The sequence below is a fragment of the Kribbella sp. CA-247076 genome (assembly GCF_050942445.1).
Taxonomy (GTDB): Bacteria; Actinomycetota; Actinomycetes; order Propionibacteriales; family Kribbellaceae; genus Kribbella.
This window is the reverse complement of the sequence record NZ_CP192051.1, coordinates 973,187-997,301: the sequence shown is the minus strand read 5'-3', so window position 1 is coordinate 997,301 and position 24,115 is coordinate 973,187. Positions and strand designations below refer to the sequence as shown.

Below are 24,115 nucleotides of genomic sequence, written 5' to 3'. Positions count from 1 at the left end.
ACTCACTCGAGGACCAGGTGGGCCACCGCGTAGCAGGCGGCGGCGACCGCACCGGCGGCCGGGATGGTCAGGATCCAGGCCGTGATGATGCCCTTGGCAACGCCCCAGCGGACCGCGGACAGGCGCTTGGTCGCGCCCGCGCCCATGACCGCCGAGGTGATCGTGTGGGTGGTCGAGACCGGCGCGTGCAGGCCGATCGCCATCACGTAGAGGACGGTCGCGGCGACCGCCTCGGAGGCGAAGCCGCGGGCCGGGTCCAGGGCGATGATCCGGCGGCCGAGCGTCCGCATGATCCGCCAGCCGCCGGAGTAGGTGCCGAGCGAGATCGCGGTCGCGGCGGCCAGCTTGACCCACAACGGGATGCCGTCGCCCTGCTGCACGTGCCCGGTGGTGAGCAGGGCGAGGAAGATCACCCCCATCGTCTTCTGCGCGTCCTGCAGGCCGTGCCCGAGCGCCATCGCGGCCGCCGACAGCGACTGGGCCAGCCGGAAGCCGCGGGTGACCCGGCCGGGATTGCTGCGCCGGAACAGCCACAGGATCGCCGTCATCACCAGGAACGCGCCGACGAAGCCGATCGACGGTGACAGCACCATCGGGATGACGACCTTGTCCAGGATCCCGGACCACAGCACCGTGCTGGCGGAGGCGATCCCGGCGCCGACCAGACCGCCGATCAGCGCGTGCGACGAGGAGCTCGGCAGCCCGAAGTACCAGGTGATCAGGTTCCAGGTGATCGCGCCGATCAAGGCGCTGAGGACGATCACCAGTCCGTGCTGGCCGGCCGGCGTACTGATGATGCCCTTGCCGACGGTCTCGGCGACCTCGGTGCCGAGCAGCGCGCCGAGGAAGTTGCAGACCGCGGCCATGATCAGCGCGACCCTCGGTGTCAGCGCCCGGGTGGATACCGAGGTCGCGATCGCGTTCGCCGCGTCGTGGAACCCGTTGGTGTAGTCGAACACGAGCGCGATCACGACGACCGCGACGACGAGCGCGAGCTCCACTCAGCTCTCCTTGACGGCGATCTGCTCGACCGTGTTCGCGACGTGCTCGAAGGCGTCGATCGCGGCCTCCAGCAGGTCGACCACCGTCTTCACCTTCATCACCGTCAGTGCGTCGTACTCGCCGCTGAAGAGCTTGGCGATCAGCCGCCGATGGACCGCGTCACCGGTGTTCTCCAGCCGGTTGATCTCGATCCAGTACTCGGCCAGGTCCTTCATCGTGCGCAGCCGGGGCATGGTCTCCGCGGTCAGCTGGGCGGCCCGCTGGAGGACCTCGATCTGCTCGGCGATCTCCTCCGGCAGCTTGTCCAGGGAGAACAGGTGGACAGAGTCGACCGCCTCCTCCATGTAGTCCATGACGTCGTCCAGGTCGGAGGCCAGCCGGTAGATGTCCTCGCGGTCGAACGGCGTGACGAAGGTCGAGTTGACCCGGCGGATGATCGAGTGGGTGGTCTCGTCCGCGGCGTGCTCGGCGTCCTTCATCTCAGCGGCGATCTGGTGACTCGAGGACAGTCCGGTGCCCGCCGTGCTGCCGAGGAGCTCGGCCAGGATTCGGGATCCGTCCACGAGGTGGTTGGCGGACTCGGCGAAAAGGTCGTAGAACGTCGGGTCGTTCGGACGCAGACGTAACGGCACTTCAATCTCCGGGTGAACGAGGGACAAACCGTGAACATGCTAGGGGGAACGGACCGTTGACGCGGCATCCGCCTGGTCAACGTACCGCGTCACGGTGAACTCGGCAGCCTGGACACGATCGGTGAGTAACCGGCCGGACTCAGCGCGTGATCACCGCGTAGAGGTCGAAAAGCCCCACCACGAGCACGAGGCCGGCGGCCGCCCGCAGCACGCGTTCGTGGCCGAGGGCATGGATCGGAGCCCCCTTGGTACGACGGTAGACGGCGCTGACCGCGGCCCAGCAGGCCAGCGACAGCACGAGTACGACGATGCCGAGCCCGGTGCGGACGTCCGACGTACCGTGGCCGGAGGCAAGCAGGAGGATGCCGTTCGCGATCAGGCCCAGCGCGGTCCGCCGCCAGGCGAGCAGGGTGCGTTCGGGCTGCAGGCCGGGGTCGTTCTGCGTCATCGTCCGGTCATCGCCCGGTCAGCGCCAGAGGGAGAACAGCAGGCCGATCAGGCCGACCACGCCGATGGTTGCCGCCAGCATCAACGGGAGGTAGGTGACCGGGAGGCTGCCGCCGTTCCGCATGGCGGCCTGGTTCTGCTGCCAGCGGCGGAACGCGCCCGCGGTGGTGACGATGCCGGCCGTGACCAGGACCACACCGATGATCTTGGCAGGCAGTCGGTCGGGGCCGAGGTCGAGGAACTGCACCGCGGACAGGCCGCCCGCGTAGCAGGCCAGTGAGGTCCGCAGGTAGGCCAGATAGGTCCGCTCGTTGGCCAGGGTGAAGCGGTAGTCGGGTTCCTGCTCGTCCGTCATCCGCAGCTCACCAGGCCGTGGCTCTCCTTCAGTGTCAGCACACGCCTCACGCTACTCGCCACCTGCCCGGCGAAGGCCTTGTCCTGCTCCGCCTTCGTAACCAGGGCGTTCACCATGGTGGCCGTCAGCCCGGCAGTGGCGTTGATCACTATGTCCCCGCCGGCCGCAACGAACCGCGTCGCCCGCTGCCCCGCCGGTACCGACGCCACCTCGGCGGCCGCGCCGACGTCGTCGGTGATCACCACGCCGTCCCAGCCCAGGTCGCCGCGGACCATGCCCCGGATCACGGTGGGCGAGAACACCGCCCGGTTCTTGGCGTCGATCTTCGTGTACGTCGCGGTGGCGATCATCACCATGTCCGCACCGGCCTCGATGCCGTCGGCGAACGGCTGCAGGTCGTCGTCACCGCGCACGGTCACGTTGTCGACCACGCCGGACGAGAAGTCGGTGTTGCCACGCACACGGCCCAGCCCGGGGAAGTGTTTGACCGACGTCATCACTCCGGCCGCCTGCATGCCCTTCACGAAGTCCTGCACCGGTGGACCGACCTCCGCCGGCGTGTTGCCGAACTCACGGTCCAGCTCGCCGATCGGAGCGTTCTGGTTCTTCTGCGAGCTCGGTACGACGTCGGCCACCGGTGCCAGGTCGACGTTCACGCCGGCCTGCTTCAGCTGCTCACCCCAGCCCTCGGCCTCGGCGGTCAGCTTGGAGCTCGACCAGGTCCCCTGCACTGTCGCCGCCGGGATGCGGTCGAAGCCCGAGCCCTTGAGGCGCTGGATCTGACCGCCCTCCTGGTCCGCGGCGATCAGCGGGCGGATCCCCTTCACCGTGGCCGCGGTGTTCACGGCGGCCATCGCCGTCCGCGTGTGCGAGCGGCTGCCGCCGCTGCCGAGCAGGAGGATGCCACCGGGCTTCTGCTGCTGCACGATCGGCCGCTGGGACGAGGTCATGCCGTTGGCGCTGATGCCGGTCATGATCAGCTGCGCCGCCTGCTCCCGGAGGGTGAGTGCCTGGAGCTTCTGGTCGACGCAGCTGGTCTGCGTCGGGGTGGGCGTCGGTGTAGGAGTCGAGCTTTGGGGCGGTGTCGGGCTCTGGGTCGGTGACGGTGTCGTGGGTCGCGGTACCGATGACGACGGCACGGTGCTCGGACCAGCGGTGGGTGCGTCGGAGTCGCTGCACCCGGCCAGCAGTAGTGCTGTCAGCACGACCGCCACTGTGTGGCGCTTCATGTCAGCGGCGCTCCCAGGCGGCCCGGTCGACCGTGTCCCCGGAATGCCGGGCGAGGGTCGCGCAGACGTCGTACAAGGCCTCGACCTGGTCCTCGGTGAGGGCGTCGAAGATCGACTTGCGGACCTCTTCGACGTGACCGGGCGCGGACTCCACCAGCTTCTCCCGGCCCGCCTCGGTGATGATCGCGACCTGACCGCGACGGTCCGACTCGATGCCCTCGCGGCGTACCCAGCCTGCCTGCTCCAGCCGGTTCACCGCGTGCGAGAGCCGGCTGCGCGATCCCTGCGTGGCCACGGCCAGGTGACTCATCCGCAGCCGGCCGTCCTTGGCCTCGGACAGCCGGACGAGGATCTCGTAGTACGTATGCGGGATTCCCGCCTCGCGTTGCAACTGCTGCTCGATCCGGGTGTTCACCACCCGCTGGGCCGCGATGAACGCGCGCCAGGCCATCTGTTCCTTCTCGTCCAGCCATCGGGGTTCCGCCATCCCCGCAGCGTAGCCAGTGCACGTCCGACCCGCTCGTCCAACCTGACCAGCAGTACGGCGACCGCGCACACCAGCACGCCGATCACGGCGACCGGTCCGATCGTCTCGTGGAAGAGGAGGTAGGCGAACACCATCGTGGTGGGCGGCACCAGGTAGAGCAGGCTGCTGATGCGGGTGGCGCCGGAGAGCTTGAGGTTCACCAGGTACAGGCCCCAGCCGCCGCCTGTTGCCAGGAGCACCAGCCAGACGACAGCGCCGTAGAAGCCAGGCTCGCTCGGGACTGTCAGCTGATCGGTCGATGCGGCCAGTGCGACGAAGAAGACCGCAGAGATCAGGCTCTGCAGGCAGAGTGCATCGAGGGAGTTCGTAGCGGACTTGCGCCGACGATCGAGGCAGGTGCCGACGACGAGACCGAGCAGACCGCCGAACGGCAGCAGGAACAGCAGTGGCGAGCCGTGCAGGTCGTCGAGCACGACCAGACCGACGCCAACGACCCCTGTGGCGAGTCCGATCCACTGAGGGCGACTTACACGTTCCCCGAGCAGCGGTCCGGCGACAGTGGCGATCAGCAGCGGCTGCAACGATCCGACGAGCGCGGTCAGGCCGGCCGAGATCCCGTGATCGATCCCGGTGAAGATCAGGCCGAGGTAGACGCATTGGGTCAGGAACGCCATCCACACCTGGGTACTCAGGTCGCGGCGGGTGATCGACGGCCGTCGTACGGCGAGAATCACCGCCGCCAGGGCACCCGCCACCAGGAACCGCCAGGCGAGCAGGTCGAAGGCATTCGTGTACTCCGTCCCCCACCGCGCGCCGATGAATCCGCAACTCCAGAACACGACGAACCCGGCGCCCGCGGCCAGAGGGAGAGCTGTTCTCATGGCGGTGAGAGTAACCACACCGGTCGGTATACTGTCAGTATGCTCAATCAGCAGATGAGACTGCTGGTGGACCCCCGGGTGCCGGAGGCCACCACCTTGACGCCCGCCGGCGAGCGGATCCTGACCGCGGCCTCGACGCTCTTCTACGAGCAGGGCATCCGTGCGGTCGGCGTGGATGCCATCGCCGACGCTGCCGAAGTGACCAAGAAGACGCTGTACGACCGGTTCGGGTCGAAGGACCGGCTGATCGCGGCGTACCTGGAGCGGCGCGACCAGATCTGGCACGAGTTCCTCGACGAGCAGTTGGCGGCCCGGGATCCGTCGACGCCGGAGGAGGTGATCCTCGCGCTGTTCGCGGCGCTGACCGACTGGGTCGCGGGGTCGCGGAACGGTTGCGGGTTCATCAACGCGAGCGTGGAGCTGGCCGCCCCGGACCATCCGGCGATGCCGGTGATCGTGGGGCAGAAGCAGTGGATGCGGTCCGAGTTCGAGGCTCAGGCGAGGCTGGCCGGCCTACCCGACCCTGGTGAGCTGGCCGATCGGTTGCTCCTGCTGCACGAGGGTGCCCTGGTCAGCTTCCGGGTGGCGGCGATGGAGCACGCCCCGGAGGTGGCCTACCGCGCTGCGGCCGACCTGCTGGCGGGCTGGCCCCGAGGCTAGGTCTTAGTACGTCGAAGGATGGTGAGGCCGACGAGGCGGGAGACGACCATCGCGACGTACCCGAGCCCTGCGAGCTGCTCGAGCATCACGACCGACCTTCCCCACGGCGTCACCGGCACGATGTCACTCAGCCCGGTGCTGGACAGTGTGGTGAAGCTCAGGAACAGCAGTTCCATCCAGGTCCGGTCGGCGGTTGCGTTGACCGCAGCCGTGAAGCTGCCCGGCACGAGCACCTGGACGAACGAGTAGACGTACGCGAAACCCCACGCCACCAAGGTGAACGTCGCGCCGGTGGCGTAGAGCTCGTCCGTGCTGACGTCGTGGTCCGACAGCATGTACCGCAGCAGGCTGTAGGCCGCGTAGAAGTAGAAGGCCGCGTGCAGTACGGCGGAGACGGCCGCCACCGGCGCGGTCGGGTTGAACGCGTCGACCAGCGAGAGGACGACGGCCGGGATGCCGAGTCCGATGCTGACCCAGGTCAGACCCGGGGTCGCGCGGACGGAGAAGACGGCCAGGACGAGTACGACGATGCCGAGGATCTCGAACGCGACCCGCCCGCCCCGGGAACCCTCCATCGCGGGGTAGACGAGGACCCCGAGCAGCTGCACCAGCAGCAGCACGGCCGACGGATGCCGCCGCGCACTGGCAAACCACCTCACGACGCCCCCTCTCCACCATCCGCCAGCACGCCTCCCCCTCCGCGCCCTGCCTCCCCACCCACTTCCCGCTCGCGGGCCTCCTCCTCGCCTACCCCTGGCTCGCTGGCGTCCTTCTCGCTTGCCGCCCGCTCGCGGGATTCTTCCTCGCGGGAGGCGACGATGGCCGCGCGGCGGGCGAGCCGGTGACTCCGCCGGATCTCGGCCTCACGCAGCCGCCGCCGGTCCTCGTCCGTCTCCGGCACCACCTGCGGCACCTCCCGCGGCTTCCCGTCCGCGTCGACCGCGACGAACACCAGGTACGCCGACGCGACGTGCACCTCCGGCCCGACGGAGTCCCACCGATCGGCCGTGATCCGTACGCCGACCTCCATCGAACTGCGCCCGGTCCAGTTCACCTGACCGCTGAAGTGCACCACGTCGCCGACGCGCACCGGCACGAGGAACGTCATCTCGTCCATCGACGCCGTGACCGCCGGCCCGCCCGAGTGCCGCGCCGCCACCACACCCGCGACCGAGTCGACGAGCGTCATGACCACGCCGCCGTGCACCGTGCCCAACAGGTTGGTCTCGTTCTGCGCGGTGATGTGCGACAGCGACAGCCGGGTCACCGACGTGGGCCGCGACGACGGCGTGCTGGACATCCTGTTCCACTCCTCCTGAACACCGGACAGCTGTGCCCGCAGACTATCCCGGGCGGTTGTCCACAGGTTCGGAACGACCGGTGGGAACAGCACCCGATCCTCGTACTTTCTCTGGCGAGGAGGTGGCCACGATGACCATCGACAGCTCCACCGAACGTGCCCAAGGCAACCACTCCGACCGGCCCGGCCCCATCCTGATCCCGTTGACCCGGGCCCAGGCCGCACGACTCGTGCGCCTCGGCCTCGCCGCCGCGACCCGCCTCGGACTCCACGTGACCTACGAGGGTGGCGGCGTCCTCGTCCCGGCCGAGCCGGGCTCGGACGGCCCGCTGCTCGGGCTGAGCAACCTGGCCCGCGCGGTCTCGCACCACGAGGAGCATCGCTGGCCGGCCATGGTCGAGCAGCACTTCACCCAACTCCTGCGACGGCTACGCCTAGGTCCACCGGAGCCGCCGGACGACCCGGAGCGAGAGCTCATCCAGCGCCTTGCTCCACGGCACGCGCTCTCCCCGGGCTGGACCGCGGACCGCCCCGACTTCCTTCCCGGCCTGGTCTCGATCCCCGCGACCTCGCAGGACGGCGTCGTCACGATGTACCTCGATCCGGGCGACCTGGGCCTGACCTGGTCCGCCGCCGAGCGGTTCGGCCTGGCCAACCTCCGCCGGATCACCGATCACGTCGACTACGTCGAACACGACGGCCTCGAGGTCGCCGTCGTCACCGGCACGATCTTCGCCGCCTCCCGTGCCCTCGTCCTGGACACGGTCCTCCGCGAGTCCCTCCACCTCGAGCTCCCGAGGTACGGCGTGCTCGCCGCCCTCCCCGCCCGCGACCTCCTGCTCGTGCACGTGATCCGCGATCTGTCCGTCATCCCGGCGCTGGGCCTGATGCTCAACCTGACGTCCCGTGCCTACACCCACGACCCCGGTCCCCTGTCGCCCGACGTCCACCTGGTCACGCCGACCCTCGAGTGGCATCCCGCCACCACGCTGTCCCCCGACAGCACGCCGCTCCGGCTGTCACCTCAACTGGACGAGCTCACCAGGGTCCTCGCCACCGAAGAACCGTGACCGTCTCAACTATCTGGAGGTGTGTAGTGACCAGGCCAGTCGGAGTGGCGGATGCGCGTGGTCGAGCGCACCTCACCGATCGTCGACCACTCGTCCTTGCCCAGCCGGGCCAGCGGCCGGAGCCGCTGGATCTCCGGGTGCCCGTCGACCATGACCGCCTCGTCGACCGCAAGGTGACGGACCCGGCCGATCACCACGGTGCAGTCGCCGAGTTCGAGCGTGGTGTGCAGGGTGCACTCGATCGCCACCGGCGACTCGGCGACCCGCGGCACCGCGACGGTGCGGGACGGTTCGGTGGTCAGGCCGACCGCCTCGAACTCGGAGACCTCCGCCGGGAAGTTGGTCGCGGTCGCGTTGACCTGCTCGAACAAGGACTCCGTAGCGAAGTTGACCACGAACTCACCGGTCGCCTCGACGTTGTTCAGGCTGTCCTTCCGCCCGACCGAGGTGAACTGCACCATCGGCGGCTGCACACACGAGACGGTGAAGAACGAGTGCGGCGCGAGGTTCAGCACTCCGCCGGCGGATCGGCTCGACACCCACGCGATCGGCCGCGGCACCACCACCGAGTTCAGCGCGGCGTAGAACTGCCGCCGCCCGAGCTCCTCCGGATCCAGATCCACACGCACGCCCGCAGTACATCAAATCCGGTGGACGTCACCACGCCCCGACACAAGGATCGTGGGACGGATCACCCGACGACCAGGGAGGTGTGGGTGGGCGACCAGGACGAGATCCTGAGCGGCGTCACCGCGATCGGCCGGCGGTACGGCGTACCACCGGAGGGCGTGGCCGAGGTCGCCGGCGGCGTCGCGAATCGGGGCTTCGTGCTCGGGGAATCGTTGTTCGTGCGGGTGGCCCGACCTGGATTCGAGGACGACCTCCGGAAGGAGGCTGCCGTCGTCCCCATGGCCCGGTCGCTGGGCGTCCGCACACCGGCGATCGTCGAGTACGACGACAGTCGCCGGCTGATCGACGCGCCGTACGTCGTGATGGAGCGCGTCCACGGGGTCGAGCCGACCGGCGTACCCCTGGGGCTGGCTGAGCAGTTGGCTCGCCTCCACCGGGCCGACCGGATCGAGTTGCCCGGGGTCCCGCAGGACGACCGGGACGATCCGTGGCGGACCGTCGACGACCTCGCGGAGCGTGGCTACCTGGACGCCGACACGGCGAAGTGGCTAAGTGGCTGGTTCACCCGCCTCGCAGGCCGCTTCGATCGCAACGAACCGAAGGTCCTGATTCACGGAGACGTTGCTGCCCACAACCTTCTCGCCGACGCCGACGGCCACCTCCGCGGCCTCATCGACTGGGGTGACGCCGCGTGGGCCCACCGAGGCATGGACTTCGCCAAACTCCCCCTCGACCACGTCGCCAGCATCCTCCCCACCTACATCCGAACGTTCCAGTCCGCGGCCGAGCGTGGACCGCGGGAGGATGAGGTTGCTGCGGCCGCGCTGTGGTTCCACCTGGACTGGGGGCTCGGCAAGCTGGCCGCCAAGCCGTGGCCCGGCCAACGCCATTGGACGGCACCTCCGGGGAGCCGGATCCTGGGCCTCCTGCGGTTCTTCGCCGCCGACCCGCCCGCGCCGTGGTCCACCCTCACCTGACCCGGCCTATCAAGAAGGCCGGCTTCTGGCAGTCAGAGATCGCGTTTCTGCTGTAAAACAAGGGGGTTTGCACTTGTCACGACATGAGGCAGACTGGGTTCCCGTGACTGACTACGTAGCCGCTCAGGACCGGTACGACGACCAGATGGCCTACCGCCGGACGGGGCGCAGCGGGTTGCAGCTGCCCGCGATCTCGCTGGGGCTGTGGCACAACTTCGGCGACGACAAGCCGTTCGCCACCCAGCGCGACATCCTGCGGCGAGCCTTCGACCTCGGCGTCACGCACTTCGACCTGGCGAACAACTACGGTCCGCCGTACGGCTCGGCGGAGACGAACTTCGGTACGCACTTCGCCCGCGACTTCACGCCGTACCGCGACGAGCTGATCCTGTCGACCAAGGCCGGGTACGACATGTGGCCGGGACCGTACGGTCAGGGCGGCGGCTCGCGGAAGTACCTGCTCGCCTCGCTGGACCAGTCGCTGAGCCGGATGGGCCTCGACTACGTCGACATCTTCTACTCGCACCGCTTCGACCCGGACACGCCGCTCGAGGAGACGATGGGCGCGCTCGACGCCGCGGTCCGCTCGGGCAAGGCGCTGTACGCGGGCATCTCGTCGTACTCGGCGGACCGGACCCGCGAGGCGGCGCGGATCCTGCAGGAGCTCGGGACGCCGCTGCTGATCCACCAGCCGTCGTACTCGATGCTCAACCGCTGGATCGAGGAGGACCTGCTGGACACCGTCGGCGAGCTGGGTGTCGGCGTGATCGCGTTCTCGCCGCTGGCGCAGGGAGTGCTCACCGACCGCTACCTGGACGGCGTGCCGGCGGACTCGCGGGCGGCGCAGGGCAAGTCGCTCAACCCGGAATCGCTGACCGAGGACACGCTGAAGCACGTCCGCGCGCTCAACGAGATCGCCAAGGAGCGCGGCCAGTCGGTCGCGCAACTCGCGCTCGCGTGGACCCTGCGCGACGACCGAGTCACCAGCGCGTTGATCGGTGCCTCGAGCGTCGCCCAGCTCGAGAACAACCTGGCCGCGGTCAAGAACCTCAAGTTCAGCCCGGAAGAGCTCGAAGCCATCGACGCCGACGCCGTAGAAGCCGGCATCAACCTCTGGAAGAAGAGCTCAGACGCCTGATCCCCACCTCCACCACCCCCCGCCCGGGCCGACCCACTAACGGTCGCCCCGGGCGTTCCCTTCCCGGCCGCACCTTCCCGTCCCCCGCTCCCGCGGCCACCCCCTCCCGAGCCTTCCTCCCGGCGGCGCCCTCCCGAGCCCCCGCCCGGCCGCGCCCGCCTGAGCCTCGCTCTCCACCCACGCCCGCCTGAGCCCTCGCTCCCCAGCCGGACCGTCGGCGAGTCGATTGACCCGTCGGTGCGCCTTGGCGGGAGCAGGATGGTGGCTGGGAGGTGGTGTTGTGGGTGAACGGTTGTCGGGGCGGCTGCTGCAGGTGGTGGACGCGCTACCGCTGAGGCCGGGGATGCGGGTCCTGGAGATCGGGTCCGGTCCGGGCGCAGCAGCTCGCGAGGTAGCCCGCCGAGTGGGGCCGGCCGCCGGTGGGTTCGTGTTGGGGCTTGATCGGTCGGCGAAGGCGGTTGAGCAGGCGACGGCTGGGTCAGGTGAGTTGATCGCGGCCGGCGCTTTGGGGTTTCGGCAGGTGGCGGTCGAGGAGTTCGAGTTGGGGCCGGGTGAGGAACCGTTCGAGCTGGCGTTCGCAGCGCGGGTGGGGGCGTTGGACGGGAGGCATCCCGAGCTGGAGGAGGAGGCTCGACGGCGAATCAAGGCCGCGCTTGTCCCCGGCGGCCGCTTCTTCATAGACGGCGGCAACCCACTACGCGAGCTCGAGCTTTGACGCGTGGTCCACTCCACGGACGCTTGGTTCACCACACGGTCACAGGCGACGGTTGCGGGTGTGGGGTGATGGGCACAGGCTGAAGGTAGACACCTGGAGGTGGTTGTCATGACCGCTTCGACGCTCGAACTGGCCCTGACCTACGAACACGCCCGGATCCGCGAGCTGGCCGAGCCGGCTCAGCATCCGGCCGCCGCGCACCCGGAGCGCCGGCATCAGACTGACTGGTTCTACGCCATCGCCGCGCAGCACCTCGCAGCCGCCGAGGACGTTCTCCTCCCGCACGTACGCCGCCTCCCCGACGGGGATGACCTGGTCACCACGTACGTCGGCAACGCGAAGGAGCTGGAGCGGTCGCTGCGATTCCTCAAGGGACGGCAGTACGGCGACAGTCGCATGCAGGACCTGACGTCGCGCGAGGTGTGGTTGTCGATCGACCGGCTGCTCGCCGAGCACGAGGAGCTCGAGACGACGTACAGCCAGCGCCTCAGCGAGCAGTTGGACGACGCCGACGTCAACACGCTGACCGAGGAACTGCTGGAGGCCGAGGAAGTCGCCCCGACGCGAGCACATCCGTACTCGCCGCACACCGGGATGGCGGGCAGGCTGGCACACCGGATGTGGCGGGTGGCCGACACCGCGTGGGACAGCGCCGAGGGCCGCGTCGTACCGACGAAGTACCACGCCCACCCGAAACGCGACTCCGCCTTGTCGCACTACCTCTACGGCACCCCAATGCCAGAGACCGAGGAAGAACCGCACGGCCCGCAGACGAGGGAGACCGAGGGCGGCGCCTAGTAGGCGGATGCCGGAGACCGGGGACGGCGGTAGGTGGGCGAAGGCCGGGCCCGGGGCCTCTGGATGCCTCCGGAGGGCCGGGCCCGGCCGCCGGCTCTCACTGCGCCTGGTTGTGAGAGCCGGCTGGTCCCGCCTCCGCTGCGCCTGGTGTGCGGAGGTGGGACCTTGACGTCCTCCCCCGCTGCGCCTGGTGTGCGGGGGAGGACGGTCCTGGTTATCTCAGCGCGTCGATCGCCTTCTTCGCGCCCGGGTGGACCTCGACCGGGTCGGTCTTGTCGGCGTTCGCCAGCTCGATGCCCTTGGCGGCCGCGTTCACCGCGACCAGGGCGTCCTTGTTCTCGTAGATGACCTTGGTCAGCTGCTCGGCCAGGTCGTCCTTCATGTTCTTCCGGACCAGCAGCACGTTCGGTACGACGATGGTCGCCACGTCGGCCGGCTGCTTGTACGTCGCCGCCGGGATCGGCGCCTGGGAGTAGACCGGGCCGTACTTGTCCTGCATCTTCGGCAGCAGGTCGACGATCGGGATGAGCTTCACGTTCTTGCCCATGCTCGTGGTCAGGTCGGTGATGCCGCCCGTCGGCAGACCGCCCGACCAGACCAGCGCGTCGATCGACCCGGACTTCATCGCGTCCACCGACTCGGGCAGGCCGAGCCGCTGCGCGGTGACGTCCTTGGCGGGGTCCAGACCGGCCGCCTCGAGCAGCCGCCGGGCGATCACCTCGGTGCCGGAGTTCGGTGAGCCGGTCGAGACCCGCTTGCCCTTCAGGTCCGCGATCGTGTTGATCCCGGCGGACGCGCGGACGGCGACCTGCGTGTAGTTGTTGTACAGCCGGGTCAGCGCGACCACGTCCTGCGGCGCCGTGAAGCTGTTCTCACCCTTGACCGCGTCGGCCGCGGTGTCGCCGAGCGAGAACGCGACGTCGTAGTTGCCAGCCACCAGGCCCTGAATGTTCTGCACCGAGGCGCCGGTCTCGCTCGCGGTCGCGCGGTAGCCGGACACCTTCTGCGAGATCAGCGATGCCAGCGCGCCGCCGAGCTGGTAGTAGACGCCGGTGGTGTTGCCGGTGGCAATGGTCAGCCGGCCGCCCTCGGCCGAATCGGACTCGGAGGGTTCCCGCTGGCCGCCGCAGGCGACGAGCGAGGTGGCCGCGGCGAGCGCCACCAGCGTGGCGGGGAGGCGACGGATTCTCATGACGCGACGGATCCTTCCGTAGGTCCGGCACTCGTACTGCGCGAGCGCCGGATCAGGTTGATGACGACGGCAACAAGTAGCAAACCGATTCCGGCCGCGATGGTTACGGGCGCCAGGTAGAGCAGCAGCAACGCGGCCGGGACGCACAGCGACCGCTCGATCCAACTGGTGGCCACCGCGATCCACCCGCCGGTCACCACCGCGAGCGCGGCCACCGCCAGGATCGAGACCGCGAGCGTCCACAGCATGCCGACGAACGCTCCCTGCCCCAGCAGGTGCGCGCCGTTGTCGGTCAGCACGAACGCGAACGGCACCAGGAACGCCGGCAGCGTGTACTTCCACGCCTGCCACATCGTCGGCATCACCCGGCCGCCGGTGATCGCGGACGTGGCCACCGCGGCCAGCGCGGTCGGCGGCGACACCTCGGACAGGACGGCGTAGTAGAAGATGAACATGTACGCCTCGGCCTGCGTCACCCCGAGCTGCACGAGCGCCGGCGCGATGATCACGGCCGCGATGATGAACGACGCGGTCACCGGCACCGCCAGGCCGAGGATCAGTACGGCGAACGCAGACAGCACCACGGTCAGGATCAGGACGACGGTCTGGTTGTCGGTCAGGCCACGGGCCGCGCTGACGATGATCTCGGCCAGGTTGAGCCCGAGTCCGGTCTGCGTGGTGACCGCGACGATCACGCCGGCGGTCGCACAGGTCGCCGCCACCGGCAGCACCGAACGGGTGCCCTGGGCAAGCGCTTTGAACAGGCGCCCGGCGGTCAGCCGGTGCTCGCGGTCCAGGAACGACAGCGCGAACTGGACGATGACGGCGTACACCACGGCCTTGAACGGCGGGACGTCGACCGCCATGAAGCCGATGATCACGAACAACGACAGGAAGTGGTACCCGAACCGCAGCAGCAAGCGCAGCGCCGAGTCGGTGGAGGTCTCGGTCGACGTCGTGCCGTGCCGGCGGGCGTCGATCTCGATCGCGAGCAGGATGCCCAGGTAGTACAGGATGGTCGGGATGACGGCGTACCCGAGGACGGTCAGGTACGAGACCTGCAGGAACTCGGCGATGATGAACGCGGCCGCGCCCAGGGTCGGCGGCGAGAGGATCGCGCCGATGCCGGCGGCGGCCAGCATGCCGCCGGCCGGTTCGGGCGGGTAGCCGGCCCGGCGCAGGATGGGCCATGACACCGTGCCGAGCGAGACCGCGGTCGCGGTCCCCGATCCGGAGACGCTGCCGAGCAGGAAGCCGGCCAGGGTGACGGTGCGTCCGGGCGCCGTACGACTGCGCTTGAAGGCCGCGAAGGACAGGTCGATGAAGAACTTCCCGGCGCCGGAGTAGTCGAGTACGGCGCCGTAGATCGTGAACAGCACGATGTAGCTCGCGGCAACGGCCAACGGCGTCCCGTAGAACCCGGCCGTGCCCATGGTGAACTGCGCGATGATCGCGTCGAAGTTGAAGCCCTGGTGCGCCAGCGACCACGTGTAGGGCAGGAAGCCGCCGTAGTACGCGTAGGCGATGAACAACAGACTGAAGGCCGGCAGCACCCACCCCGTCGTCCGCCGGCAGGCCTCGAGCAACAGGAGAAGCAGCAGAGCACCGACCAGTACGTCGAGAGTCGTCGGAGCCTGCCGCCGTTCCAGGTACCCGTCGAAGTCGAACAGGGGGTAGACGCAGACCGCGAACGCGACGACGGCGAGGATCCAGTCCGTGATGCCGGGGTCGTCATGGGGCCGGTTCTTGAACGGGTTGAGGAAGGCCGGCACCTTCCAGCCCCGGTAACAGAGCAGCGTGATCGGCAGGACGCCTGCGAGAAAGATCACCAGGTAGAACTGGGTGCCTTGTGGTAGAGGGAAGAACACCTGCAGCAGTACGCCGACGCTGACGATTGCGCACCAGACCGCAATCGCCGTGTCCAGGACAGGCCTGAGCCGCCGAGCGGGCCGTTCCTGCTCGTACTCGGCGAGCTCTTCGTCGGAGGGCGCGGTCGAGCCGCCCCCCGTACCGATACCGACAGTCATCCACCGGTTCCTTCCTGTGCCCGGAAGGCTAATGTTGCCGAACACTGCGTGGAGTCGCGTGATTACGTCTTTACCAAGATCTGACACACATGAGCGTCTCCTGGCCTACGATCACCGCATGAGTGGCGCGGTCAGGATCTTGTTGGTCGAGGACGATCTCGATATCGCGAATGCCTTGATACCTGCGTTGCGGCGCTACGGTCTGATGGTCACACACGTCCGGACGGCCGCGGACGCCCTCGCGGCGGACCCCGGCGACCTGGTCCTGCTGGACCTCGGGCTGCCGGACGGGGACGGGATCAACGTGTGCCGGCAGATCCGCACGGTGTCCGACGTGCCGGTGATCGCGGTGACCGCGCGCGGCGAGGCGGCCGACCGGGTCCGCGGGTTGCGCAGCGGCGCGGACGACTATGTGGTGAAACCGTTCGCGATATCCGAGCTCCTGGCCCGCATCGATGCTGTACTACGTCGCACCGGCCTCTTGCAGCCCCGCCCCCGGGTGACCGTCGGCGACCTGACCGTGGACATCGAGGCCCGGACCGTCCAGGTCGCGGACAAGCCCATCAGCCTGACCCGCAAGGAGTTCGACGTGCTAGCTGTGCTGGCCGCTCACCACGGCCGGGTGGTCCCCCGCGAACAGGTCGCCCTGTACGCCTGGCAGTCCGTGTTCGAGGCCTCGTCGCGGACGATGGACGTGCACGTGGCCAGCCTGCGGGCCAAGCTCGGCCGCCCCGAACTGGTGCAGACCATCCGCGGCGTCGGTTACCGCCTGGGTTCGGACTGACCGTTGCGCCGTCGCCTGCTGCAGTCACTCGTACCGATGGTCATCCTGCTGGCCGTCGTCGCCGCCGTACCGCTGGCCAACTACATCGCCACCAGTACGTCGCGGACGCTGTTCCTGTCCCGCAGCAACGACGCGGACTGGATCGCCGCCATGGCGGAGTCGCCGCTGCAGTCGGGTGACATCGCCAGCCTGCGCGAGCTCACCGTCCGCTACCACGAGCTCTACGACACCCCGGTGTTCGTCGTGGACGTCGAATACCGCCGGGTGGTCGCCACCTCGCGGTCGGGTGTCAACGTCCACGAGCCGGAGGTGGCCGCCGCGCTCGACAGCACCCTGGCCGGCCGGCTGCCCGCCGAGCCGCCGGCGCTGTTCCCGTGGCGCACCGGCGAGATGGTCGTGGCCCGCCCCGTCGTCAACAACGGTCGCGTGCTCGGCGCCGCCGTACTGCGGGTGCCGACGGAGAAGGCCCGCGACCAGGTGCAGAACGGGCTGCTGCTGCTCCTCGGCGGACTGCTGATCAGCATCGGCGCGATCGTCATCGGTATCGTCCGGCCGATCACCCGCTGGGTGCTGCGGCCGCTGAACGACCTGGACAACGCGACCCACCAGATCACCCGTGGCGCCCTGGACACGCGCGTGTCCACCGACGGCCGCGCACCCGAGCTCCGCCGGCTCGGCGACAGCTTCAACTCGATGGCGCTCAGCCTGCACCAGGCCCGCCAGCGCGAGCGCGAGTTCGTTGCCGACGCCTCCCATCAGCTGCGGACGCCGCTGACCTCGGCCCGGATCCACATCGAGGGCCTGTCCCGGCTGTCGCCGACCGCCCGGTTCGCGCTCAGCGACATCGACCGGCTCGGCCGGATCGTCCAGCGGCTGTCCCGGCTGGCCGGCTCGGACCGCCCCGGGGCCGATGCCGAGGGCAACGAGGCGCCGCTGGACCTGGCCCAGGCGGTGAAGGAGCGGCTGGTCGGCTGGAAGGCCGTGTACGCCGCCGACGACATGGAGCTCATCATCGGCGACATGGTGCCGGGCGGCGTCGCCCCGGAGCTCGAGGTGGACGACATCCTCGACGTACTGCTCGACAACGCTTCCAAGTACGGCGCCCCGCCGGTGGAGGTGTCGGTCACCCGGGACGGCACCGAGGTGGTGCTGTCGGTCCGCGACCACGGCCTCGGGCTCGGGTCCCGGGACCTGAAGAAGGTCGGCGAACGGTTCTGGCGCAGCGCGCACCACCGGGAGATGCCGGGCACCGGCCTGGGGCTGGCGATCGTCCGCTCCGAGGCCGCCCGCGTCGGCGGCCGCGTCGTCGCCCGCCCCCCGATCGGCGGCGGCCTCGTCATCGAAGTCCGGGTCCCCCTGATCGACGACTACGACATCTGACCCGCGCCACCCCCGTGGGCCGGTGCGCGGGGTACGGCGGGGTGTCGGTCAGATGTGGTTGGCGCGGAACCAGCGTTCGGCGGCGGGGTGGAGGGGGATGGGCATGGTGGCGATCGCGGAGCGGGGGTCGAGGGAGCCGGCTTCCGGGTGGGCCGCCAGCAGGTCGTTCTGCCGGCGGAACATGGTGTTGACCGTCCACCAGGCCCACGAGTCGGACAGGTTCGGCCGGGCGATCAGGTAGTTCGGCACCGCGAGGGTCGGCACGGAGTTGGCCAGCCCGTACACCGACGGCGGGATCGAGGAGACGACGTAGCCGCCGAACCGCTTGAGCGAGATCTGCTCCGCGACCACGCCGATGTCGACCAGCCGGAAGCCGACGGACTTCTGCAGCTCCGCGATCGGGGAGGTCGGCAGGCCGCCGCTCCAGATCAGCGCGTCGATCCCCGGTCCCTTGCCTTGGGCATCGGCTTTCTTCCGCAGCGACTCCACCGCGTCCTTGAGCGACAGGTTGGTGGTGGCCACCCTCCGGAGCTTGGAGGTGGTCAGGATCAGGTCCGCCACCACCTTGGTCCCGGAGTTCTCCGGACCGACGTTGACGGTCAGGCCCTCCAGGTCCTTGAGCGCGGTGACGTCCGACGCGGTCGGCACCACCACATGCACGTAGTTGTCGTACGTCCGGGCCAGCGCGGTGAACTTGAGCCCGCCGGAGCTGAACATCCCGGTGCCCTCGTACGCGTTCAGCGCGGAGTCGGAGGTGGTGAAGCCCAGGTCGGCCTTCATCGCGGCCACCTGCCGCAGGTTGTCGACCGAGCCGTTGGTGATCAGCGTCCTCATCTCCATGCCGGTCACCTCGCTGACCAGCTTGGCGAGCCCGCTGCCGAAGGCGTTGTAGACGCCACCTTGGTTCCCCGTGGCCAGCGTGGCCGGGCCGGCCGGCGCCGGCTCGTCCGAGCGGCCGCGCGAGCAGCCGGGGGTGACCAGTGCGGCCGCCGCGGCGGCGCCGAGGCCGAGCACGCTGCGCCGGGTCAGACCGGCCGACTGGACGAGGCCGTTCCCGGCAGGGGTCAGGAGGCGGGGGCGATCCATGCAGGACAACCTAGACGCCAACGGGTCCGAATCGGTAGCCACGCTCCCGGACCGCAACCCGCCGGCTACCGCCAGTGCAACGATGAACTGGATCTGGACGGGCCCGGGGTGCGTGTGACAGCGTTGTCATCGCAGCGGCCGTGTGGCCGCCGCCCCAAGGCACGGCCCAACCCCGGAGGATGATTTCGTGCACGACGACCGTCAACTCATCGAGGAGCGGCTCAGGCGCGCCCTGCGGGAGCGGATCCGCCCCGCGATCTACGGCGCGGCGGTCCCGCTGGACATCCAGGTGTGGCACGCCCCCGGTGAGCCGGTGTCCCCTGCCGAGGCGCTCAAGGCGACGTACGAGCCGGCCGAGATCGGTCTGCCGTGGGGTGCCGCCTGGGGTACGGCGTGGTTCCGGTTCAGCGGCCAGGTTCCGGCCGAGTGGGCCGGGAGCGAGGTCGAGGCGGTCATCGACCTCGGCTTCAGCGGTGGCCCCGGGTTCTCCGCGGAGGGCCTGGTCCACACGACGTCCGGCGTACCGCTGAAGGGTCTGCACCCGCGGCAGACGTACGCGCCGCTGTCGATCCTCGGGCCCGACGGTACGGCGGCCTCGCCCGGCGACCGGATCGAGTTCTACGTCGAAGCGGCCGCCAACCCCGAGGTGCTCGGGTCGAACGCGTTCGCCCCGACCGACGTCGGCAGCAAGCCCGAGCCGGGCGGTGCGCCGATCTACAAGCTCACCCGCGCGGACCTGGCCGTGTTCAACGCCGAGGTGTGGGACCTGATCCTCGACCTCGAGGCGCTCGACGGCCTGCAGCAGCAGCTGACCCCGCAGGAGCCGCGGCGCCGCGAGATCCTGCGCGCCCTCAGCCGCGCGCTGGACGCGCTGGACTACGAGAACGTCGCGGGTACGGCGGCCGACGCCCGCGCGCAGCTGACCGACGTACTGAGCCGGCCGGCGCACGCCAGCGCCCACCAACTGTCCGCGGTCGGGCACGCGCACATCGACTCCGCGTGGCTCTGGCCGCTGCGGGAGACCCGCCGCAAGGTGGCCCGGACCGTCTCGAACGTGGCCACCCTGGCCCAGGAGTACCCGGAGCTCGTCTTCGCGTTCTCGCAGGCGCAGCAGCACGCCTGGGTGAAGGAGAACTACCCGGAGGTGTGGGAGCGGCTGAAGAAGGCCGTTGCCGACGGCACCATCGTGCCGGTGGGCGGCATGTGGGTCGAGTCCGACACCAACCTGCCCGGCGGCGAGGCGCTGGCCCGGCAGTTCGCGCACGGCAAGAGGTTCTTCCTGGACGAGTACGGCATCGACACCCAGGAGGTCTGGCTGCCGGACTCCTTCGGCTACACCGCGGCCCTGCCGCAGCTGGTGAAGTTGTCCGGGTCGAAGTGGTTCCTGACCCAGAAGATCTCCTGGAACAAGGAGAACCGGTTCCCGCACCACACCTTCTGGTGGGAGGGCCTCGACGGCACCCGGGTGTTCACCCACTTCCCGCCGATCGACACCTACAACTCCGACCTGTCCGGCCGCGAGCTCGCGCACGCGCAGCGTAACTTCGCCGAGAACGGCGCGGCCACCCGTTCGCTCGTCCCGTTCGGGTACGGCGACGGCGGTGGCGGCCCCACCCGCGAGTTCGTCGCGACCGCGCGCCGGGTGGCGAACCTGGAGTCCTCGCCGCGGGTGACGATCGAGTCCCCGACCGAGTTCTTCGCCGCGGCCGAGGAGGAGTACCGCGAGCACGCGCCGGTCTGGTCGGGTGAGCTGTACCTCGAGATCCACCGGGCGACGTACACCTCGCAGGCCAAGACCAAGCAGGGCAACCGGCGCAGCGAGCACCTGCTCCGCGAGGCCGAGCTGTGGTCCGCGGCCGCCGTGGTCGCGGGCAAGCTGGACGCGTACCCGTACGAGGACCTGGACCGGATCTGGAAGGCCGTGCTGCTGAACCAGTTCCACGACATCCTGCCGGGCTCGTCGATCTCCTGGGTGCACCGCGAGGCCGAGGCGACGTACGCGAAGCTGGCCGAGGAGCTCGAGGCGATCATCGCCACGGCCCAGCAGGCGCTGGCCGGCTCCGGCGATGCGCAGATCGTCTTCAACGCCGCGCCGCACGTGCGCAACGGCGTGGCCGGGCTCGGTGCGGGTGTCGCTGCCGGCGAAGGCCAGTCCGTCACGGTCGAGAACGGCGTACTCGACAACGGCCGGATCCGGGTCACCGTCGACGAGCGCGGCCTGATCACCTCGCTGTACGACGTCGAGGCGAGCCGCGAGGTGATCGCGCCAGGTGCCGCGGGCAACCTTCTGCAGCTGCACGTGGACACCCCGAACCAGTGGGACGCCTGGGACGTCGACTCGTTCTACAAGAACAACGTCCGGGACGTGACCGAGGTCGACAGCGTCGACTTCAGCACCGTCGAGGGGGTCGCGACGGTCGTCGTGAAGCGGTCGTTCAACCGGTCGTCGGTCACCCAGACGCTGCGGCTGCGGCCGGGCGCGAAGCGGGTCGACATCGAGACCACGGTCGATTGGCACGAGGCGGAGAAGTTCCTCAAGGCGGCGTACCCGGTGGACGTGCACGCCGACCGGTCGGCGTCGGAGACCCAGTTCGGGCACATCTTCCGGCCGACCCACCAGAACACCTCGTGGGACGCGGCGAAGTTCGAGATCGCGGCGCACCGCTGGGTGCACGTCGGCGAGCCCGGGTACGGCGTCGCCGTGGTCAACGACTCGACGTACGGCCACGACATCAACCGGACCGCCCGCGAGGACGGCGGCACCACCACCGTCATCCGGACGTCGCTGATCCGGGCGCCGCGGTTCCCCGACCCGCAGACCGACCAGGGCGTGCACACCGTGAACCACGCGCTGGTGGTCGGCGCCGGCATCCCGGAGGCGGTCGAGGAGGGCTACCGGATCAACCTGCCCGAGCGGGTCGTCACCGGTGCCGAGGGCGTCGAGCCGCTCGTTGCCGTCGACAACGGCAACGTGATCGTCGAGGCGCTGAAGCTGGCCGACGACGAGTCCGGCGACGTGGTCGTCCGCCTGTACGAGTCCTCCGGCGGCCGCTCCCGGGCCACTCTCACCCCGTCCTTCGGGGTGGCGTCGGTCGCCGAGGTGGACCTCCTGGAGCGTCACCTGGCCGACCGCGACCTCCAGGACGGCGCCGTCGCCCTGGATCTCCGCCCGTTCCAGATCCTCACCTTGAGGTTCAAGCGCTCCTGACCCCGGCCACAAGCCGGTAGCTCGGACACCAACCGGGGGCCGTGCACACGTTATTTCGTGTGCACGGCCCCCGGTTCCTGTGTCGACCCCCGCGAGCCGGCCGGGACGCCCGCCTGGTTTCGGCGCTTGGCACATTCGATGCCGGGACATCGGCGGCAGTTCACCCGGCTGACGTAGCGTGGGAGGCCCAGCTAGGAGGTGGCATGGCCCCGACACCCTTGCTCGGTTCCCGGACCCTCGACCGGCAGACCGCCCGGACCCTGCCGCCGGGTCCGCGGTTGCCCACGCTGGCGCAGACCGTGCTGTTCGCGAGTCACCGCAAGACGTTCTTCCCGCGGATGCGCGAGCGGTACGGCGACGTGTTCACGATCCGCCTGGTGCCGTCCAGCCGCGTGGTCGTCGTACTGAGCAGGCCGGAGCACTTCCGGGAGGTGTTCGGCGCCTCCCCGTCGGTGATGCACGCGGGTGAGGGCAACACCGTGCTGGAGCCGATCATGGGTTCGCACTCCCTGCTGCTCCTCGACGACGACGACCACGTGCGGATGCGGCGGCAGCTGATGCCGGCGTTCTCCGGGCAGGCGTTGCGCGGGTACGCCGGGATGGTGCACGAGCTCGCCCGCGCGGAGGTCGCGACCTGGCCGGCCGGCAAGCCGTTCCGGGTACACCAGCGGATGCGGAACCTGACCCTGGAGATCATCCTGCAGGTCATCTTCGGCGTCACCGACTCCGACCGGCTGAACCAGCTCCGCCCGCTGCTGGACAAGATCGTCTCGGTCTCACCGGTGATCATGCTCGGCGGATTCTACCCGTCGCTGCTCCGGGTGCCGCCGTGGCGGACGTACCTGACCGTGCAGCAGCAGGTCGACGAGATCCTGTACGACGAGATCGCCGGGCGGCGCGGGAATCTTGCCGGACGCACCGACGTACTCTCCCGACTGCTTGCTGCGGGCAACTGGACGGACGTGGAGCTGCGGGACCAGCTGGTGACGTTGCTGCTGGCCGGGCACGAGACGACCGCGACCGCGATGGCGTGGGCGTTCCACGAGCTGGCGCGGCGGCCGGAGGACCTGGCGTTCGGGCAACGGGCCGCGGACGCGGGTGCCGACGACGAGCTCGAGGCGATCGTGAAGGAGGCGATGCGGCTGCACCCGGTCGTGTACCAGGTCGGCCGGCGGCTCACCGAGACCGCGGACGTGGCGGGCTACCGCTTGCCGCGGGGGACGACGATCATGGCCGCGATCGGCTTGGCCCACCGCGACCCCGAGCACTTCCCGCAGCCGCAGGACTTCCGCCCGCAGCGGTTCCTCGACGACCCGCCGGCTCCCGGCACCTGGATCCCCTTCGGCGGCGGTGCCCGCCGCTGCATCGGCGCCGGCTTCTCCCTGATGGAAGGCACCGAGATCCTCCGCGCCGCCCTCGCGGCCTACAACTTCCAGGCCCCCCGCGCCACCCCCGAGCCGGCCAAACCCAAGAACGTCACCCTCGTCCCCGCCCGAGGCGCAGAGATCACCGTCACCCCGCGCTGACCCAGCTGGTGGCTGCCAGGTCGACGGCAGCCACCATCACACCAGGTCAGTTCTCGGGGTCGGTGGCGTCGCCGAGGTCTACGTCCTGGTAGGCGGGGAGGTCCTGCTCGTCGTCGTCGGCGAGCTCGAAGTTGTCCTCGTCGTCGACCACGTGGACGGCGGCTTCCTCGGCCGAGGCGGCGGCGCCGTCGAACCCCACGTCCTCGGCGACCAGCTCGTCCTCGTCGTCCCCGTGGGCGCCCTCGTCGGGCGCGACCAGGCGGCCGGAGCGGGCGACGCCGACCTCGGGCCCGCCGACGTCCTCGCCGTCCTCGGCGTACGGGTCGACGTCCGGCTCCTCCTGCGCGATCCGCTGGTCCAGCGACTCCCCCTGGAGGGCCTCGTCGGCCGTCGTACCGAAGCCTTCGCCCGCGGACCACTTCTCCGGCGGCGAGTAGCCCTCGTCGAGCAGGTCGTCCACACCCCGGTCGTTGAGGGTGTCCTCCGGCTGCAGCTGGTCCTCGTCGTCGACGCTGTAGCTGCCGTAGTCCTCGCGGTTGTTCTCGGTCATGGCACCACCCTGTCCGCCGGGCGCGGGTGAATCAAGCCGGA

24 protein-coding genes are annotated in these 24,115 nt (G+C 69.8%); 10 read left to right on the top strand and 14 right to left on the bottom strand.

All coding sequences use genetic code 11. The features are described 5' to 3' along the window. Positions 1–2 precede the first annotated feature (2 nt). The 7 genes from ACQPYZ_RS04740 to ACQPYZ_RS04710 all read right to left on the bottom strand — a co-directional run bounded on the left by ACQPYZ_RS04740 (position 3) and on the right by ACQPYZ_RS04710 (position 5,033). Positions 3–1,001, bottom strand: coding sequence for an anion permease (locus ACQPYZ_RS04740; protein WP_433165599.1), 999 nt, complete (start codon positions 999–1,001; stop codon positions 3–5). Continuing rightward, positions 1,002–1,634 carry a DUF47 domain-containing protein gene (locus ACQPYZ_RS04735; RefSeq protein WP_433165597.1) on the bottom strand — a complete coding sequence of 211 codons (633 nt, stop codon included), beginning with the start codon at positions 1,632–1,634 and terminating at the stop codon, positions 1,002–1,004. Positions 1,635–1,773: 139 nt separating this feature from the next. Next, positions 1,774–2,082 carry a DUF202 domain-containing protein gene (locus tag ACQPYZ_RS04730; RefSeq protein WP_433165595.1) on the bottom strand — a complete coding sequence of 103 codons (309 nt, stop codon included), beginning with the start codon at positions 2,080–2,082 and terminating at the stop codon, positions 1,774–1,776. Positions 2,083–2,100: 18 nt separating this feature from the next. Then, positions 2,101–2,436: a YidH family protein gene (locus ACQPYZ_RS04725; protein ID WP_433165593.1), complete on the bottom strand. Its 336-nt coding sequence runs from the start codon at positions 2,434–2,436 to the stop codon at positions 2,101–2,103. Further along, on the bottom strand, positions 2,433–3,410 hold the full coding sequence (locus ACQPYZ_RS04720; RefSeq protein ID WP_433165592.1) for a glycoside hydrolase family 3 N-terminal domain-containing protein: 978 nt from the start codon (positions 3,408–3,410) through the stop codon (positions 2,433–2,435). Before ACQPYZ_RS04720 ends, ACQPYZ_RS04725 begins: the two co-directional genes overlap by 4 nt. A 256-nt stretch (positions 3,411–3,666) precedes the next feature. After that, positions 3,667–4,152 (bottom strand): MarR family winged helix-turn-helix transcriptional regulator, encoded by a 486-nt coding sequence (locus ACQPYZ_RS04715; RefSeq protein WP_433165590.1) that lies wholly within the window; start codon positions 4,150–4,152, stop codon positions 3,667–3,669. Further along, the gene (locus ACQPYZ_RS04710; protein WP_433165588.1) at positions 4,077–5,033 is read right to left on the bottom strand and encodes a DMT family transporter; all 957 of its coding nucleotides are present in this window, start codon (positions 5,031–5,033) and stop codon (positions 4,077–4,079) included. The genes ACQPYZ_RS04715 and ACQPYZ_RS04710 overlap by 76 nt, the downstream gene beginning before the upstream one ends. 39 nt (positions 5,034–5,072) lie before the next feature. Here ACQPYZ_RS04710 and ACQPYZ_RS04705 point away from each other — a divergent pair, with 39 nt between their 5' ends. Further along, the gene (locus ACQPYZ_RS04705; protein WP_433165586.1) at positions 5,073–5,693 is read left to right on the top strand and encodes a TetR/AcrR family transcriptional regulator; all 621 of its coding nucleotides are present in this window, start codon (positions 5,073–5,075) and stop codon (positions 5,691–5,693) included. On the opposite strand, the gene ACQPYZ_RS04700 is transcribed toward ACQPYZ_RS04705, so the two are convergent. Together ACQPYZ_RS04700 and ACQPYZ_RS04695 are read right to left on the bottom strand one after the other, a co-directional pair. After that, the gene (locus tag ACQPYZ_RS04700) at positions 5,690–6,352 is read right to left on the bottom strand and encodes a potassium channel family protein (protein ID WP_433165584.1); all 663 of its coding nucleotides are present in this window, start codon (positions 6,350–6,352) and stop codon (positions 5,690–5,692) included. The two genes, ACQPYZ_RS04705 and ACQPYZ_RS04700, sit on opposite strands and share 4 nt — an antisense overlap. Next, complete coding sequence (locus ACQPYZ_RS04695; RefSeq protein WP_433165582.1) at positions 6,349–6,993, bottom strand: acyl-CoA thioesterase; 645 nt, start codon at positions 6,991–6,993, stop codon at positions 6,349–6,351. The genes ACQPYZ_RS04700 and ACQPYZ_RS04695 overlap by 4 nt, the downstream gene beginning before the upstream one ends. 131 nt (positions 6,994–7,124) lie before the next feature. Here ACQPYZ_RS04695 and ACQPYZ_RS04690 point away from each other — a divergent pair, with 131 nt between their 5' ends. Further along, a complete protein-coding gene (locus tag ACQPYZ_RS04690; protein ID WP_433165580.1) occupies positions 7,125–8,063 on the top strand; it encodes a hypothetical protein in 939 nt (312 codons plus the stop codon). 5 nt (positions 8,064–8,068) lie between these two features. Here the strand turns inward: ACQPYZ_RS04690 and ACQPYZ_RS04685 are convergent, their stop codons facing one another. Next, entirely contained in the window at positions 8,069–8,692 is a 624-nt protein-coding gene (locus ACQPYZ_RS04685; protein ID WP_433165578.1) for a flavin reductase family protein, read from the bottom strand. An 87-nt stretch (positions 8,693–8,779) separates the two neighbouring features. Between ACQPYZ_RS04685 and ACQPYZ_RS04680 the strand changes: the two genes are divergently transcribed. From ACQPYZ_RS04680 to ACQPYZ_RS04665, 4 genes are all read left to right on the top strand, one after another. Continuing rightward, entirely contained in the window at positions 8,780–9,670 is an 891-nt protein-coding gene (locus tag ACQPYZ_RS04680; protein ID WP_433165576.1) for a phosphotransferase family protein, read from the top strand. Between the two features lie 103 nt (positions 9,671–9,773). Then, the gene (gene mgrA / locus ACQPYZ_RS04675) at positions 9,774–10,808 is read left to right on the top strand and encodes an L-glyceraldehyde 3-phosphate reductase (protein WP_433165574.1); all 1,035 of its coding nucleotides are present in this window, start codon (positions 9,774–9,776) and stop codon (positions 10,806–10,808) included. Between the two features lie 280 nt (positions 10,809–11,088). Beyond that, a complete protein-coding gene (locus ACQPYZ_RS04670; protein WP_433165572.1) occupies positions 11,089–11,523 on the top strand; it encodes an SAM-dependent methyltransferase in 435 nt (144 codons plus the stop codon). Positions 11,524–11,631: 108 nt separating this feature from the next. Then, positions 11,632–12,321: a hypothetical protein gene (locus ACQPYZ_RS04665; protein ID WP_433165570.1), complete on the top strand. Its 690-nt coding sequence runs from the start codon at positions 11,632–11,634 to the stop codon at positions 12,319–12,321. A 214-nt stretch (positions 12,322–12,535) separates the two neighbouring features. Here the strand turns inward: ACQPYZ_RS04665 and ACQPYZ_RS04660 are convergent, their stop codons facing one another. Both ACQPYZ_RS04660 and ACQPYZ_RS04655 read right to left on the bottom strand, forming a co-directional pair. Next, on the bottom strand, positions 12,536–13,513 hold the full coding sequence (locus ACQPYZ_RS04660; RefSeq protein WP_433165568.1) for a TAXI family TRAP transporter solute-binding subunit: 978 nt from the start codon (positions 13,511–13,513) through the stop codon (positions 12,536–12,538). After that, positions 13,510–15,540 (bottom strand): TRAP transporter permease, encoded by a 2,031-nt coding sequence (locus ACQPYZ_RS04655; RefSeq protein ID WP_433165566.1) that lies wholly within the window; start codon positions 15,538–15,540, stop codon positions 13,510–13,512. The genes ACQPYZ_RS04660 and ACQPYZ_RS04655 overlap by 4 nt, the downstream gene beginning before the upstream one ends. Before the next feature lie 31 nt (positions 15,541–15,571). Here ACQPYZ_RS04655 and ACQPYZ_RS04650 point away from each other — a divergent pair, with 31 nt between their 5' ends. Then, positions 15,572–16,324 carry a response regulator transcription factor gene (locus ACQPYZ_RS04650; RefSeq protein ID WP_433165564.1) on the top strand — a complete coding sequence of 251 codons (753 nt, stop codon included), beginning with the start codon at positions 15,572–15,574 and terminating at the stop codon, positions 16,322–16,324. A 36-nt stretch (positions 16,325–16,360) separates the two neighbouring features. Next, on the top strand, positions 16,361–17,704 hold the full coding sequence (locus ACQPYZ_RS04645) for a sensor histidine kinase (RefSeq protein WP_433165562.1): 1,344 nt from the start codon (positions 16,361–16,363) through the stop codon (positions 17,702–17,704). Between the two features lie 48 nt (positions 17,705–17,752). Here the strand turns inward: ACQPYZ_RS04645 and ACQPYZ_RS04640 are convergent, their stop codons facing one another. Further along, positions 17,753–18,790: a TAXI family TRAP transporter solute-binding subunit gene (locus tag ACQPYZ_RS04640; RefSeq protein ID WP_433165560.1), complete on the bottom strand. Its 1,038-nt coding sequence runs from the start codon at positions 18,788–18,790 to the stop codon at positions 17,753–17,755. A 187-nt stretch (positions 18,791–18,977) separates the two neighbouring features. Between ACQPYZ_RS04640 and ACQPYZ_RS04635 the strand changes: the two genes are divergently transcribed. Continuing rightward, positions 18,978–21,998, top strand: a complete 3,021-nt coding sequence (locus tag ACQPYZ_RS04635; protein WP_433165558.1) for an alpha-mannosidase — start codon at positions 18,978–18,980, stop codon at positions 21,996–21,998. A 203-nt stretch (positions 21,999–22,201) separates the two neighbouring features. Continuing rightward, positions 22,202–23,524: a cytochrome P450 gene (locus ACQPYZ_RS04630; RefSeq protein WP_433165556.1), complete on the top strand. Its 1,323-nt coding sequence runs from the start codon at positions 22,202–22,204 to the stop codon at positions 23,522–23,524. 46 nt (positions 23,525–23,570) lie between these two features. Here the strand turns inward: ACQPYZ_RS04630 and ACQPYZ_RS04625 are convergent, their stop codons facing one another. Continuing rightward, positions 23,571–24,074: a DUF5709 domain-containing protein gene (locus ACQPYZ_RS04625; protein ID WP_433165554.1), complete on the bottom strand. Its 504-nt coding sequence runs from the start codon at positions 24,072–24,074 to the stop codon at positions 23,571–23,573. Positions 24,075–24,115 lie beyond the last annotated feature (41 nt).